The following is a 14,102-nucleotide window of genomic DNA, read 5'->3' as shown; positions in this document are numbered from 1 at the left end:
TCATGGACAACAACAAGAAACTCCTCGGTGCCGGGCTTTCCCGGCGTGATTTCCTGCGGGCCAGCGGCGTCGTGGCTGGCGGCTCGCTGCTCGCAGGCTTTTCTTCAGCTCCGCTACTGGCGGCGGAAAAGGTCATCCGCATCGGCTACGTCAGCCCGCAGACCGGGCCGCTGGCCCCCTTCGCCGCAGCGGATGCCTACATCATCGAGAGCCTGGCCTCGGTGCTGAAGAACAGCATCACCGTAGGCGGCCAGCGCTGCCGCCTGGAGGTGATCGTCAAGGACAGCCAGTCCAACCCCAACCGCGCCGCCGAAGTGGCCAACGAGCTGATCCTTTCCGACGGCATCGACCTGATGCTGGTGTCTTCCACCCCGGAAACCACCAACCCGGTGTCGGACCAGTGCGAGATCAACGAAATCCCCTGCATCTCCACCGTGGCGCCCTGGCAGCCCTGGTTCTTCACCCGTGGCGGCAAGCCGGACGAAGGCTTCCAGTGGACCTATCACTTCTTCTGGGGCCTGGAAGATGTGATCGCCACCTACACCGCCATGTGGGGCGGCATGGGCAGCAACAAGGTGATTGGCGGTCTGTTCCCCAACGACGGTGACGGCAACGCCTGGGGCGACAGCAAGCTCGGCTTCCCGCCGGTGCTCTCGCAGAAGGGCTTCCAGTTGGTGGACCCGGGTCGCTTCCAGAGCCTGACCGACGACTTCTCCGCGCAGATTTCCGCCTTCAAGAAGGCCGAGGCCGAGATCGTCACAGGCGTGGTCATCCCGCCGGACCTCACCACCTTCTGGACCCAGGCGCGCCAGCAGGGCTTCCAGCCCAAGGCCATGTCGGTGGGCAAGGCGCTGCTGTTCCCCTCGGCAGTGGAGGCCCTGGGCAAGGCCGGACACAACCTCTCCACGGAAATCTGGTGGAGCCCGAGCCATCCCTTCAGCTCGTCCCTCAACGGCCTCACTGCCGGGCAGCTCGCCGAGCGTTACACCAAGGCCACCGGCAAGCAGTGGACCCAGCCGCTGGGCTTCGTCCATGCGCTGTTCGAGCTGGCGGTGGACATCCTCCAGCGCACCGAGGAAGTGGGTAATCCCGAAGCCACTCGCGATGCGCTGCTGAAGACCGAACTGAACACCGTGGTCGGCCCGGTGAGCTGGAAGAACGGTCCGGTGAAGAACGTCGCCAAGACCCCGCTGGTGTCCGGCCAGTGGCGCCTGGGTGGGCCCTTCACCTACGACCTGGTGATCACCAGCAACCAGACCGCGCCGCAGATTCCCGTTGGTGGGGAGATGCAGGCGATCACTTACGGCGGTTGAGTCCGGGCGCGGACGGCCCTCTCCCCAAACCTCTCCCTGAAGGGAGAGGGAGCTGGAGACAGTAGGGTGCGCCGTGCGCACCGCGATCACGGCACGGAAGGCCTTGGTGCGCGCGGCGCACCCTACCGGGGCTTGCGTATTCATGAACATCGTTCGTAGCCCGGATGAAATCCGGGAGTTCCGGCCAGCATGGCCGCAAACAGGTATCACGACATGCAACAACTCCTCGTACTGGAGCAGGTGCACAAGAGCTACGGCTCGGTGAAGGTGACCGACGATCTCAGCCTGGCCCTGGCGCCGGGGGAGGCGTTGGGCATCATCGGGCCGAATGGCGCGGGCAAGAGCACGCTGTTCAACCTCATCGCCGGGGGCGTCGCCGCTGACAGCGGGCGCATCAGCTTTCAGGGTGAAGACGTCACCCGCGAGCCGGTGTTCAAGCGCTGCCAGCGTGGCATTGGCCGTTCGCACCAGATTCCCCATCCCTTCGTGAAGATGACGGTGTTCGAGAACCTGCTGGTGGGCGCCACGTTCGGCGCCGGCCAGTCGGAGAAGGACGGTTACGCCTGGTGTGCGCACATCCTCGAACTCACCGGGCTGATGAAGAAGGCCAACGCCCTGGCCGGCTCCCTGACCCTGCTGGAGCGCAAGCGCCTGGAAATGGCCCGCGCCCTGGCCACCCGGCCGCAACTGTTGCTGCTGGACGAGATCGCTGGCGGCCTCACCGAGCCTGAGTGCCTGGAACTGGTGGGCACCATCCAGGGCATCCACCGTTCCGGCACCGCGATCATCTGGATCGAGCACATCGTCCACGCGCTGCTGGCGGTGGTCAGCCGCCTGGCGGTAATCAACTTCGGCCGCAAGCTGGACGAAGGCGAGCCTAATGCGGTGATGGCCAATCCGAAGGTGCAGGAAATCTACATGGGCATCGGGAGCTGAAGTCATGCTGACGATCCGCAAACTGCGTGCCGGCTACGGCGACTTCCAGGCGTTGTTCGGCATCGACCTGGAACTGGCGGCAGGGGAAACCGTCGCCATCATCGGCTCCAATGGCGCCGGCAAATCCACCTTCCTGCGCTCGCTCGCCGGGCTGATCCGCAACGATCCCGGCGCCATCCGCTTCAAGGACGAATACATCGGCAGCCTGCCGGCCAACCGGGTGCTGGAGCGTGGCATTGCCCTGGTGCCGGAGGGCCGCAAGCTGTTCCCCTCGCTGAGCGTCGAGGAGAACCTGCTGATCGGCGCCTACAGCAAGCGCCAGGGCGCCTGGAACCTGGAGCGCATCTACGGCCTGTTCCCGGTTCTGGAGAAGCTGCGCAAGCGCCCCGGTACCGCGCTGTCCGGCGGCCAGCAGCAGATGGTCGCCATCGGTCGCGCGCTGATGTCGAGCCCGAGCCTGCTGCTCTGCGACGAGATCAGCCTCGGTCTCGCGCCCACCACCATCAAGGACATCTATGCCGCGCTGCCCTCGATCAAGGCTGACGGCACGGCGGTGATCCTGGTGGAGCAGGACATCAACCAGGCCCTAAGCGTCGCCGACCGCTTCTATTGCTTCCAGGAAGGGCGCATTTCCCTGTCCGGCAAGCCCGGCGAGGTGAGCAAGGAACAGATCAAGGCGGCCTATTTCGGCCTGGCGGAGGCATGACGATGGAATGGCTCAATACCCTGGTGCAGGGCGTGCTGCTCGGCGGCCTCTACGCCATGTTCGCGGTCGGCCTGTCGCTGATGTTCGGCATCATGCGCCTGGTCAACATTGCCCATGGCGACTTCATCGTGCTGGCGTCCTACCTGGCGCTGGTGGTGGTGGAAGTGCTCGGCCTGTCGCCCCTGGCCAGCCTGGTGCTGGTGGTGCCGGTGATGTTCGTGGTCGGCTACTGCCTGCAACGGCAACTGCTCAACCGCACCCTTGGCAACGACATCCTGCCGCCGCTGCTGGTGACCTTCGGCCTGTCGATCATCCTGCAGAACGTGCTGCTGGAGTTCTTCAGCGCCGATAGCCAGAAGCTGTCCCAGGGTGATCTGGAAGTTGCCAGTCTCTCGGTGGGCGGCCTCAGTCTCGGCGTGATGCCATTGATGGTGTTCGGCTGCGCCCTGGCAGTGATCGGTGGCTTGCAGCTGCTGTTCTACAAGACCCGTCTCGGCCGCGCCTTCCGCGCCACCTCGGACGACCAGCACACGGCCCAACTGATGGGCATCGACAACCGCCACATCTTCGGCCTGGCCATGGCGCTGGCGATGGCGGTGGTGTCCATCGCCGGGGTGTTCCTCGCGGTGCGCACCAGCTTCGACCCCAGCGTCGGCCCGGCGCGCCTGCTCTACGGTTTCGAGGCGGTGATCATCGGCGGCCTCGGCAGTCTCTGGGGCACCCTGGCGGGCGGCGTGATTCTCGGTGTCGCCCAGGCGGTGGGGGCGCGCATCGATCCGGGCTGGCAGATCCTCGCCGGTCACCTGGTGTTCCTGCTGATCCTGGTTTTCCGCCCACGCGGCCTGTTTCCCCGGAGTGTCGACTGATGAATGCGATGAACAATGCCTACCTCGTCCAGCGCGCTACCCGCAGCAGCCAGGTGGGCCTGGCACTGCTGGGCGTGCTGGTGCTGGTCCTGGCGTCCCTGCCGTTCTGGGCGGATCGTGCGGTGCTGCGCCTGGTGGTGGAATTCGCCTACTACCTGGCCCTGGCGCAGATGTGGAACCTGCTGGCTGGTTACGCCGGAATGGTCTCCGTGGGTCAGCAGGCCTTCGTCGGCCTGGGCGGCTACCTGCTCTTCGTGCTGGCCTCGCAACTGGGCGTACCGCCGCTGGCGGCGGTGTTCCTCTCCGGGCTGGTGGTGGCCGTGCTTGCAGTGCCCACGGCGCTGGTGCTGTTCCGCCTGCGCGGCGCCTACTTCGCCATCGGCACCTGGGTGGTGGCCGAGGTGTTCCGTCTTGGACTGGCGCAGGTGGGTAGCCTGGGCGGCGGCTCGGGACAGAGCCTGCCGGCGTCCATCGTGCGGCAGATCGGCAGCAGCCGTGACGGTCGCGAGATGCTGCTGTACTTCAGCGCCCTGGCCATCGCCGTTGGCGCGGTGCTGGTGGTTTATCTGTTGTTGCGCTCGCGTCAGGGCCTGGCGCTGACCGCCATCCGTGATTCGGAGCCGGCGTCCGGCAGCCTGGGCATCAACGTGTTCCGTACCAAGATGATGGTTTACGTGCTGGCCGCCGGCTGCACCGGCGTGGTCGGCGCGCTGATCTTCCTGCAGAAGCTGCGCATCTCCCCGGACGCCGCCTTCAGCGTGCAGGACTGGACCGCAGCGGTGATCTTCATCGTCATCATCGGCGGCATCGGCACCCTGGAAGGCCCGCTGATCGGCACCCTGATCTACTTCGTGCTGCGCAGCTGCTTCGCCGAGTTCGGCGCGCTGTACATGATCATCCTCGGCAGCGTCGCGGTGGTGATGATGCTGAAAGCGCCCCAGGGCGTGTGGGGACTGGTGAGCGAGCGGCTGGGGTGGCAGCTGTTTCCGATGCAGCGGCGGCTGGTCGGAGGGTGATGCCGTTGTGGGAGCGAATTTATTCGCGATCAGGATTTGCAGGGGCTGCGTTGCAGCCCATTCGCGAATAAATTCGCTCCCACAAGAACAATGACCTTTGAGAATCGAACATGGACCGCCTGCTCAGCATCGAAGCCTTCGTCCGCGTCGCGGAAACCGGCAACTTCGCCAGGGCCGCCCAGCAGTTGGGGGTGACCCGCTCGGTCATCAGCCACCGCATCCAGCAGTTGGAGGAGTACATCAGCGCGCCGCTGTTCCACCGCAGCACACGCCATGTGCGGCTGTCGGAAGTAGGGGAGGCCTACTACAAGGAATGCGCCGACATGGTGGCGAGCTTCAACAGCCTCACCGAGCACATGCGTGACCTGCGCGCCAAGCCCACCGGCAAGCTGCGCATCCAGATGCTGCCGGGCTTCGCCCTCGGCCATTTCGGTGCGCTGCTGGCGGAGTTCACCGAGCTGTACCCGGATATCGAGGTGGACGTGATCGTCAACGACCGGGTGGTGGACCCGATCGAAGAAGGTTTCGACGTGGCGTTCCAGATGTTCCCGCCCCTGGCCGAATCGCTGATCGAGCGCAAGCTGTTCTCCGTGCGTCGGCTGTTCTGCGCATCCCCGGAGTACCTGGAGCGTCATGGCGCGCCTGCCGTGCCGGCGGATCTGCAGGCGCACAAGGTGGCGCTCTACGAGGGCTACCCGTCGCGCAACAAGTGGGTGTTCAACGGCATCGACCCGGTGGAGCTCAACCTCACCGGGCAGGTGCGTTCCAACTCCGTGCACCTGCTGCGGGACTACGCCGTCACCGGCGCCTGCGTGGTCTGCCTGCCCACCCTCGCAGCCAGCGCCGACCTGTTGGACGGCCGCCTGGTGCCGGTGCTTACCGACTACTCGCTGACCTCCTTCAACTTCTCCGCCGTATACCCGGCCACCCAGCGCCGGGCGCTCAAGGTGCGCACCCTGATCGAGTTCCTGGTGGAGCGCATCAGCGACGAGCCGGCCTGGGATCGGCCGTTGCTGGAGAAAGGCTGGGTACAGCCCTAGAAGCTATACGAAAAGTGTCTGCGCATCGGTGATGCTGCGTTGAAATCGGCCTCAGAATGCTCATTTACAACTCGTAAACTGCGCTTCTTCGGCCGATTTCGCCTTGCCTGACCTTCGCTCGACGACTTTTCGTGCAGCCCTAACTTCGCCGGCTGGTCAGCGAGGGCTGCTCCCCATAGAGGCGCTTATAGAGCGAAGAGAAGTGGCTGGAGCTGGCGAAACCCAGGTCCAGCGCCAGGGTGGTGATGCTCTGCACCGGGTCCTGCTTGAGCCGGCGGCGAGCTTCGGCCAGGCGCAGCGAAAGGAAGAACTGCTGGGGCGTGGCCTGGCAGATCTGTCGGAAGCAGTACTGCAGGGTGCGGTGGCTGGTGTTCAACGCCTGGCAGAGTTCCGGCATGGACAGCGGCAGGTCAAGGCGGGTTTGCATGATCTCCACCGCCGCCAGCACCAGGCGACGACGCTGTTCCAGCGAGCGGGGCATGGCGCTGCTGTGCAGGGCGGGGCCGCGCAGCGCCTCGTCCAGTCCCTGGAATACGCCGTCCAGCCCCGGCATCACGGCGCGAAGGCCATCTTCGGCGGAGCGCGGATCGAATTCGGCACGCTCGAAGGCGCTGATCGAGGCGCAGAGGTCCTGGCGCAGGCGTTGCGCGGCCAGCGGTGAGATATCCAGGCGGCGGCGGTCGAGGGCCTGCTCCAGGCGCTCCTGTTCTTCGGCCCCCAGCAACTGGCTGAGCAGGCGGCGGTCGATGGTCATCCCGAGCATGCCGATCTCGCCGGGAGCGCAGATTTCCATCTCCTGGCCACCTTCCAGTACCAGCAGGGTGTCGCGGGCCAGGGTGCCGCCGTTGAAGGTCGAATCGGTGGATACCGACAGGGGAATGCCGAACACCACCTGGCCTTCCGGCGGCGTCATGTTTTCGTGCAGGTGCAGGTTGGAGTGCTCGTAGATCAGCGACGCCTCGGCGAGCTGGATATGCAGCAACTCGGCGTGCAGCCGGCCACGTCCCAGTTGGGTGTAGTCCTGGCTCCAGCCGGCCAGCGCGCCGGCGAGCTCGTCCGAGTCGGATGCCTGGTGTCGGGCTATGCCTGTCATGTCGGTTCACCTGTCGAGCGCGGGTGGCGGACGCTCCGGGCCATGATGGCGGAGCGTCGCACAACCGGCATTGCCATGCACGCCAGGCACTTGTGCATTCCTGCCAGGTGCCGGCGCGACGGATCAGCCGCGCTGGTCGAGGTAGTCCTGCGCCAGGCGGCAGGCGCGCTCGATCAGCATGGGCGCCAGTTCCTCGGCGGTGCGGCTTTCCCGGCGGGTGTGGATCCAGCCCAGGTAGGTCAGGCCACGCAGCGCCAGGAACAGCGGCAGGGTGGCGCGGTCGTCCGGGGTCAGCGGCTTCACCGAGTGGTAGCCGGACAGCAGCGCCGCCTGGATTTCGATGAAACGCGGGTCGTCCAGGCAGAAGTACAGCGCCGTGGCCAGTTCGAACATGTGCCAGCCGAAGCCGGCGTCGTCGAAGTCGATCAGGTGCAGCCGCGCGTCTTCCAGCAGCAGGTTTTCCGGCACCAGGTCAGCGTGGATCATGCCGAAGTTCTCCAGGCTGCGGCCATAGCGGCGCAGGTCGGCACGGGCCGCCTGGCGGGTGGCCTGCAACAGCTCGCGCTGCCGGTCGTCGAGCAGGTCGAGCTGCCAGTACGGCCCCCAGAACGGACGCTGGCCGATCAGGCCTTCCTCGTCCCAGGCATGGCGGCTGAAGGCGTTGGGTTGCTCCCAGCGGGCCGAACTCAGGTGGATGCGTGCAGCCACCGCGCCGGCATCGAAGAACAGCCCGGCGATATCGGCGTCCACCTCCAGGCCATGTTCGGCGGAACCGATGCTGGCGCCACCGAGCCAGCCGAGCATGTCGATGTAGCGCGACTCGCCCAGCTCCTCGCTGTGCACCTGCGCCAGGTGTTCGCCGTCGCGGGTGCGGATGATCTGTGGCACATGGATGCCGTCCGCCGCCAGGGCTTCCATCCATTGCAGTTCGGAGCGCAGGGCTTCCTCTGTGTGGTAGCCGTCGCGGTGCACGCGCAGGGCGCTGCGCTGGCCGTCGCTGCGGGTGGCGCAGAACACGGCGTTTTCGCGGTACTTGATCAGGTCCAGGCGAACGTAGTCGCCGTCCCATTGGCGCAAGGCGTCGAAGGCCAGGCGTTGCAGGCTGGCGACCTGCTGTTCGTGGTCGAGGGTGTGGAATCGGCTCATGGCGATGGCCTCAGAGTTCGCGAAGGACAGAGTCGAGGGTGTCGATGAACAGGTCCGCATCGGCGCGGGAGAACACCAGCGGCGGGCGGATTTTCAGCAGGTTGTCGTCCTGGCCGATCTTGCTGATCAGCACGCCGCGCTGGCGCATCTGGTTGACCACCCGGCGTGCTTCGGCGCCTGCCGGCGTCTTGGCATGACGGTCGCGCACCAGCTCGACGGCGAAGAACAGGCCCTTGCCACGCACGTCGCCGATGATCGAGTGCTGGCCCGCCAGGCGCTCCAGCCCGTTGGCCAGGTGCGCGCCCACTTCGCGGGCGTTGCGCAGCAGCTGTTCGTCCTCGATCACGTCCAGCACCGCGCTGCCCACGGCGGCGGCCACCGGCGAACCGCCGAAGGTGTTGAAGTACAGGTTGCGTCCACCGAAGGCCTCCACGCGCTCGCGGCTGGCTACCAGCCCGGCCAGGGGGAAGCCGTTGCCCATGGGTTTGCCCAGGGTGACGATGTCCGGCACCGCGCCGTGGGCCTGGTGGCCCCACATGTGCTCGCCGGTGCGGCCGAAACCGGCCTGTACTTCGTCGACGATCAACAGGCCCCCGGCCTCGTGGACCAGCGCGGCGATGCGCTCTACATAGCCTGCGGGCAGGCGCGGCAAGCCCTCGTTGGCGAACAGGGTGTCGATCAGCATCGCCGCGAGTTGGACGCCCTGGGCCTTGAGCGAGTCGATGGCCTCGGCCACCTGGGCAACGTACTGGTCGGCCAGTTCGGCCGCGCTGGTGCCTGCCGGCGCCCGGTACAGGCAGGGAATCGGCACCGCACGGGCGAAGGGCGAGAAGGGCTCGGAGCTCGGCAGGGCGGTGGTCACCTCGGCCAGGCTGGTGGTGTTGCCGTGGTAGTTGTAGCTGCTGACGATCACCCCCTTGCCGCCGGTGCAGAACCGGGCCATGCGCAGGGCCAGTTCGTTGGCCTCGCTGCCGGTGCAGGTGAACATCACACAGTCCAGCGACGGGTCGAACGTGGCGGTCAGGCGCTCGGCGTAGCTGACGATGCGGTCGTTCAGGTAGCGGGTGTGGATGTTCAGGGTGGCCGCCTGGCTGGCCATGGCTTCCACCACGCGCGGGTGGCAATGGCCCACGCAGGGCACGTTGTTGTAGACGTCCAGGTAGCGCTTGCCGCTCTCATCGAAGAGCCACACGCCCTGGCCCTTCACCAAGTGCAGTGGCTGGTCGTAGAACAGCGGTGACTGGTCGCCCATGGCGCGGTGGCGACGTTGCAGAAGGTCCAGTTCAGACATGGTCGGGATTCTCCGAGGCAATGGGCTTGGCGCCGCGCGAGGCGCGCACCAGGTAGTTGATGACCAGCAGGACGGCCAGCAAGGCGAGGGCGCTGAGCATTTCGACTTCCAGCTGGAAGCAGGCGGCGATCACCATCAGCGTCAGCAGCATGCCGATGCTCGCGATCACCGGGCCGCCGGGCAGGCGGAATGGCCGCGCCAGGTGGGCATGGGTGCGGCGCATGCGGATGTAGGCAGCGAACAGGAACAAGTGGCAGGTGCAGAGCAGCAGCACCACGCACAGCAGCAGTTTTTCCGGGCTGACCAGGGTCAGCGGCAGGCCGACGGCGGCCAGTGACAGCAGTGCGACATAGGGCGAGCCACGGCGATTGGTGCGTGTCAGCGCGGCCGGGAGGTAGCCGTCGCGGGAGAGGGCGAACAGCTGGCGGGACGCCGAATACACCACCGAGAAGAAGGTGGCCAGTAGGCCGCAGATGGCGCCGATGCCCACGAGTTGGGCCAGCCAGCTCGATTCGTCATGGCCGCCGCTGTGGGTCATGGCGGCGTACAGCGGGTCCGCTGCCGAACCCACCACCTGCACGCCCGCTGCGCCCGGTGCGCAGATCAGCACGGTAATGGCCGTCAGCAACAGCGTCGCGACGGCCGCGATGATGCCGCGGGACATGCTGCGGCCCGGATCGGCCGCTTCCTCGGCGGCGGAGCTGACCTGCTCGATGCAGATGAACATCCAGATGGCGAAGGGGACGCAGGCGAAGATGCCGCGCAGGCTGAGGGCGTCACCGAAGCTGCCGGCGGTGCCGGTCAGGTTGGCGACGTCCAGGTGCGGCACCATGGCGGCGCCGAACACCAGCAGCGTCGCGGCAGCGATGGCGCCGGCCAGCAGGGTGAACCCCAGGGCCTCGCCGACGCCACGGATATGCACGCCGATGATCAGGGCGAACAGCGCCAGCTTCACCGGCCAGCCGCCGAAGCCGAATACCGATTCCATGTAGGAGGCAACGAAGGTGGCGGCGGCACCGGTGCCGATGGTCAGCGCCAGGGCGCAGGCCGAGCCCACCAGGTAGCCGACGAAGGGGCCGAAGGCGCTTTGCGCGTAAGCGAATACGCCGCCGGCATGGGGCATGGCGGTGGACAGCTCGCTGATGCACAGCGCCAGCCCACAGCTCAGCGCGGCCATCAGCAGGGTGGCCAGGAGCATGTTGGCCCAGCCGTTGTCGGCGAGGCCGAAATTCCAACCGGAGAACTGGCCGGCGATCACCAGCGAGATACCGAGCCCCGCGATCTGGGGCCAGCCGAGTACAGCTTTCTTGAGCATGGCGGTGGTTCCTTATTGTTGTTGTCGAGCGGGCACGGGAGCCCCGTGCCTGCCGGAGAAACGTTAAGGCGGGGGAAGGCGTGGCGATATCAGGAATGCGCAAAGTGGAGCGGGGGCGGACCTGCGGCCCGCTTGGCGAATGAATTCGCCCCTACAGGGTATGTGCCGAAGTCGGCGATGGCCGGCGCGAGTTGAGAGGGGATGAGATAAACCCTAGGGGCACTGTGAGAAAAACCTGGGATAGTCCGGGATAGGCTGGGCCAGTTAGGGATAGGAAATCAAACCCGATTGGGAATGGTGCAATGGCGGGAGGCCCGGTCAGTCATTGCTGGCCGGGCTGAACATATCGCGCTGACGGCTATCGAGGTCTGCCTTCCGCAGCGCCTTAATTACTCGGTAGATGAACTGGAGCGAGAAGCCGTACTTCCGCGCCAACTCTCGATGGTTGCGTCCCCTCCATTCCTGGTAGATCTGGTGGTGGAGACGGGACGCTTCGATGCGCACGCCTTTGGGCATGTAAAGCTGCTGGCCGCCCCATTGCTCGATCATGCGCATGGCGACATCGGTACCCAGTGCGTCGGCGGCCTCCTCCGAGACGCCAAAGGCTTCCACGGCCGCGACTGACACCTGGACGGCTAGATCATTCAGCAAGTCTCCAGCAGGGCTACGACTGTCGCTCTTCATACCTCCTCCTGTTCAACGCGAGCGCTCCATTTCTTCATGGCCTCAATCACCTGGCTGGCCTGCTCAGAGGTGAGCCACTGCAGAGCTTCCACCCCGGTCAAGCCCTGGACGAACCGGACCAGGGCGTCTTCGGACGGGTCGTGCAGAACGCCCTGATCACGGAGGGTCAGCCACAGCGAACGGATCTTCCTGGACTGAGGGTCACCAGCCGGCGGCCGTTTGGTCGTCTTACTTGGACGGATCTTGAACCCCTTCTGCTTGAGCTGTTCCAGGACCCGATAGAGGTTTGGAATGCTCAAGTCAGCGGTGGAGGTGGCGCCGTCCAAGCCCTTCATGCTGGTCAGCATCAGGCGATAGGTATCATCGTCCATCTGCAGATCACGGCGAGCGACATGTATCAGCTTGATCAGACGCAGCCGGTTCGGTTTGGACGGTGCCGACTTCATTTCACACCGCCGCGATGTTCAGGTTGATGGCTTCGTACCGTTCGGTGTTGCCGACCCGCTGATAGACGCGGACGTAAACGGCCTTGCCATTCACCTGGATGGCTTCCTTCAAGGCATCCATCGCCACCTTCCAGTCTGGGTCGTCGATCTCCAGGCGCAACAGACCAAGGATGTCATTGGTCTTGATTTGGCCGTGGCGGCCGGCACTAAAGGCACGGTCGACCAGGACGCGGAGGTGTGGGTTGGCTCCGTCGCTCCATTTGCGGATACAGATGTCGATCAACTCCTTCGCCGCAAGAATCTCCTCGGTGAAGGTGAGCCGATCCGCCATGGCGCGCTCGATCTTGAACTGGCCGTCATAGGTGGTGATGGAGACGTTGCCCCGTTGTCCCCCCAGCTTGACGCCGAAGCGCTGACTGGAGATCGCGATCAGGTCGTCGATGTCGGCCAGGGCCTTGCTCTTGAATCGGGTCAACGCCTCACAGATCGTCAAGGCTTCAGCGGAAAGGTCGCGGGCGACCTGGTCGCGTAGCTTGTCGTGCTCGCGCACCTGGTGCTCCGGCACCAAGTGGCCAGCCGCGTTCATGACGAAGCCGGCGGGAATAACAAGAGCCGGAGATTGTTGGGTCTCTATGCTCATCGATCCTGCTCCTTCACCGGGGTCAGCCAGGCGATGCGCACGCCTTCAATGGAGACGACGTTGCGGGTGTACATCCCGCAGGTGGTCCAGTGCGCTCCCTGCCACCGCTTGCTGAACACAGCGGCCAGCCGGTCGGAGCTTTCGGCCTCGATGAGAATGGTGAGATCGAGGACCACGGTGGCCGCGATCTGCACCCCGGCCTCCCGTAGGCTCCGGCTCACCGCATTGACGGCGGCGAGCTTTTGGGCCAGTTCGGGAGTCAGCACGGTGCAGACTGGCAGCGCGTGATGCGCTGCTGGTGCTGGTGCTGGTGCTGGTGCTGGCGATTCTTGCGGTGCCCCGGCCGGCTTAAATTGAATGACGGCCATGGTCACACCCCCGCCCGCACAGCGGCGGCGATCAGCTCACCGGTCACCTTCGGCTCGCAAACCTTCACTGCCTCGTTCATGGCTCCACTGACCAGGTTGTTCACCGCCAGTGGGTAGCACAACGACGTAGTCTGGGCGCTACGGTTCGGCCCGCGTCCCACGGGGACAGTGCTGCGCAGGCAGTGACGAATCTCGGCAAAGGCCGAAGGATCGAACACGTCCAGGTAGTCCACGTCCATCCGCGCGAACTTGTGCTTCAGGTACGCCTCGACATTGCTGTCCAGGGGCTGCAGCCAGATCTTTTCGCAGCGCTGCACTACCTCCCGCACGGCCGCGTTGTTCTCGGACAGCTTGACGTCCAATTCGGTCTGGCCGATCAGGATGATCGACAGCAATTGCTTGAAGCCGCTCTTGATCTCGTAGAAGCGCTTCAGGTGCTTGATGGTCGCCTCGGACAGGCCGTGTGCTTCCTCAATGATCAGCACGTGCTTCTTGCCCACCTGGCTCTTCAGCAGCTGGTGCATCTGCTCAGAGCGGTCCTCCAGGCTGCCGCGCGCCTTGTCGCCGGGGGCGATGGTGCGGATCACGGCGCTGATGATGTCGATGGACTTGAGCGGCTTGCCCTTGCGGTCGTTGTCCTCGCTGCCCAGGACATAGGGCTCGATGATGGTGATCGGCTCCTGGTTCACCTGGACCCACTCGGCCAGATCCTCACGCAGCGTGGACTTGCCGGCCCCGGACTCACCGATCACCGCCAGCATGCCGCCATGCTTCGCGGTCTGGCGGATCGCCTGACGCACATAGCGGATGTCATCCGACAGGAACACGTCCTCACCGGACTGCATCTCGTAGGTGAACGGGTCGCGAGGCAGACGGAAATGGCGTTTGGCTTCGGGGGTCAGGGTGTACTTCCGTAGTAGCATGGTGTCGCTCTCTTTGCTGTTGGCATTGCTGAGCGCCGATGCAGCGTCGCCCGCCAAGACTGGCGCTGCATCGGCTTCTTCCATCACGAACAGGTCGCGAATGTGGTCATCGTTCGCCCCACGGGCGAACAGCATTTGCTTGATCCGTTGCTCCAGGCCGCCCCGGTCCAGAGTCTTCGGCCACTGGCCGTGGTTGACCAACTGGGCCACGGCGGCCTGGCTAAGGGGCTGGCCGTCCGGTTTCTCCAGGGAGGCGGCCAGTTCGCTTTGCGGAATGCCGAGGTCGACAAGGACCCGCTTCAATTTCATCTGCATGGTG

At 65.3% G+C, this 14,102-nt stretch carries 15 protein-coding genes; 6 read left to right on the top strand and 9 right to left on the bottom strand.

The features are described from left to right. Positions 1-2: 2 nt before the first annotated feature. From E8E91_RS03390 to E8E91_RS03365, 6 genes are all read left to right on the top strand, one after another. A complete protein-coding gene (locus E8E91_RS03390) occupies positions 3-1,313 on the top strand; it encodes an ABC transporter substrate-binding protein (RefSeq protein WP_280374609.1) in 1,311 nt (436 codons plus the stop codon). Positions 1,314-1,526: 213 nt separating this feature from the next. Further along, a complete protein-coding gene (locus tag E8E91_RS03385) occupies positions 1,527-2,249 on the top strand; it encodes an ABC transporter ATP-binding protein (protein ID WP_280374608.1) in 723 nt (240 codons plus the stop codon). A gap of 4 nt (positions 2,250-2,253) precedes the next feature. Next, complete coding sequence (locus tag E8E91_RS03380) at positions 2,254-2,955, top strand: ABC transporter ATP-binding protein (protein ID WP_280367477.1); 702 nt, start codon at positions 2,254-2,256, stop codon at positions 2,953-2,955. 2 nt (positions 2,956-2,957) lie between these two features. Then, positions 2,958-3,821: a branched-chain amino acid ABC transporter permease gene (locus E8E91_RS03375; protein ID WP_280367474.1), complete on the top strand. Its 864-nt coding sequence runs from the start codon at positions 2,958-2,960 to the stop codon at positions 3,819-3,821. After that, positions 3,821-4,837, top strand: a complete 1,017-nt coding sequence (locus E8E91_RS03370) for a branched-chain amino acid ABC transporter permease (RefSeq protein ID WP_280374607.1) — start codon at positions 3,821-3,823, stop codon at positions 4,835-4,837. The genes E8E91_RS03375 and E8E91_RS03370 overlap by 1 nt, the downstream gene beginning before the upstream one ends. 110 nt (positions 4,838-4,947) lie before the next feature. Beyond that, positions 4,948-5,877: a LysR family transcriptional regulator gene (locus E8E91_RS03365; RefSeq protein ID WP_280374606.1), complete on the top strand. Its 930-nt coding sequence runs from the start codon at positions 4,948-4,950 to the stop codon at positions 5,875-5,877. A gap of 139 nt (positions 5,878-6,016) precedes the next feature. On the opposite strand, the gene E8E91_RS03360 is transcribed toward E8E91_RS03365, so the two are convergent. The 9 genes from E8E91_RS03360 to E8E91_RS03320 form a co-directional block, all read right to left on the bottom strand. Next, on the bottom strand, positions 6,017-6,970 hold the full coding sequence (locus tag E8E91_RS03360; RefSeq protein ID WP_280374605.1) for a helix-turn-helix domain-containing protein: 954 nt from the start codon (positions 6,968-6,970) through the stop codon (positions 6,017-6,019). Between the two features lie 123 nt (positions 6,971-7,093). After that, entirely contained in the window at positions 7,094-8,116 is a 1,023-nt protein-coding gene (locus E8E91_RS03355; protein ID WP_280374604.1) for a phosphotransferase, read from the bottom strand. A 10-nt stretch (positions 8,117-8,126) separates the two neighbouring features. Further along, positions 8,127-9,407 carry an aminotransferase class III-fold pyridoxal phosphate-dependent enzyme gene (locus tag E8E91_RS03350; protein WP_280374603.1) on the bottom strand — a complete coding sequence of 427 codons (1,281 nt, stop codon included), beginning with the start codon at positions 9,405-9,407 and terminating at the stop codon, positions 8,127-8,129. Continuing rightward, positions 9,400-10,722 carry an amino acid permease gene (locus tag E8E91_RS03345; protein WP_280374602.1) on the bottom strand — a complete coding sequence of 441 codons (1,323 nt, stop codon included), beginning with the start codon at positions 10,720-10,722 and terminating at the stop codon, positions 9,400-9,402. The genes E8E91_RS03350 and E8E91_RS03345 overlap by 8 nt, the downstream gene beginning before the upstream one ends. A gap of 318 nt (positions 10,723-11,040) precedes the next feature. Next, positions 11,041-11,406, bottom strand: a complete 366-nt coding sequence (locus E8E91_RS03340; protein ID WP_280374601.1) for a Mor transcription activator family protein — start codon at positions 11,404-11,406, stop codon at positions 11,041-11,043. Further along, positions 11,403-11,852, bottom strand: a complete 450-nt coding sequence (locus E8E91_RS03335) for a regulatory protein GemA (RefSeq protein WP_280374600.1) — start codon at positions 11,850-11,852, stop codon at positions 11,403-11,405. The genes E8E91_RS03340 and E8E91_RS03335 overlap by 4 nt, the downstream gene beginning before the upstream one ends. A gap of 1 nt (position 11,853) precedes the next feature. Further along, positions 11,854-12,492 carry a DUF3164 family protein gene (locus E8E91_RS03330; RefSeq protein ID WP_280374599.1) on the bottom strand — a complete coding sequence of 213 codons (639 nt, stop codon included), beginning with the start codon at positions 12,490-12,492 and terminating at the stop codon, positions 11,854-11,856. Further along, positions 12,489-12,860, bottom strand: a complete 372-nt coding sequence (locus E8E91_RS03325; protein ID WP_280374598.1) for a hypothetical protein — start codon at positions 12,858-12,860, stop codon at positions 12,489-12,491. Before E8E91_RS03325 ends, E8E91_RS03330 begins: the two co-directional genes overlap by 4 nt. A 2-nt stretch (positions 12,861-12,862) precedes the next feature. Next, positions 12,863-14,098 carry an AAA family ATPase gene (locus E8E91_RS03320; RefSeq protein WP_280374597.1) on the bottom strand — a complete coding sequence of 412 codons (1,236 nt, stop codon included), beginning with the start codon at positions 14,096-14,098 and terminating at the stop codon, positions 12,863-12,865. Between the last annotated feature and the right edge of the window lie 4 nt (positions 14,099-14,102).

It is taken from the genome of Pseudomonas sp. BN515 (assembly GCF_029873155.1).
Taxonomy (GTDB): Bacteria; Pseudomonadota; Gammaproteobacteria; order Pseudomonadales; family Pseudomonadaceae; genus Metapseudomonas.
The sequence above is the reverse complement of the archived record's forward strand: the minus strand, read 5'-3'. Positions and strand labels throughout refer to the sequence as shown.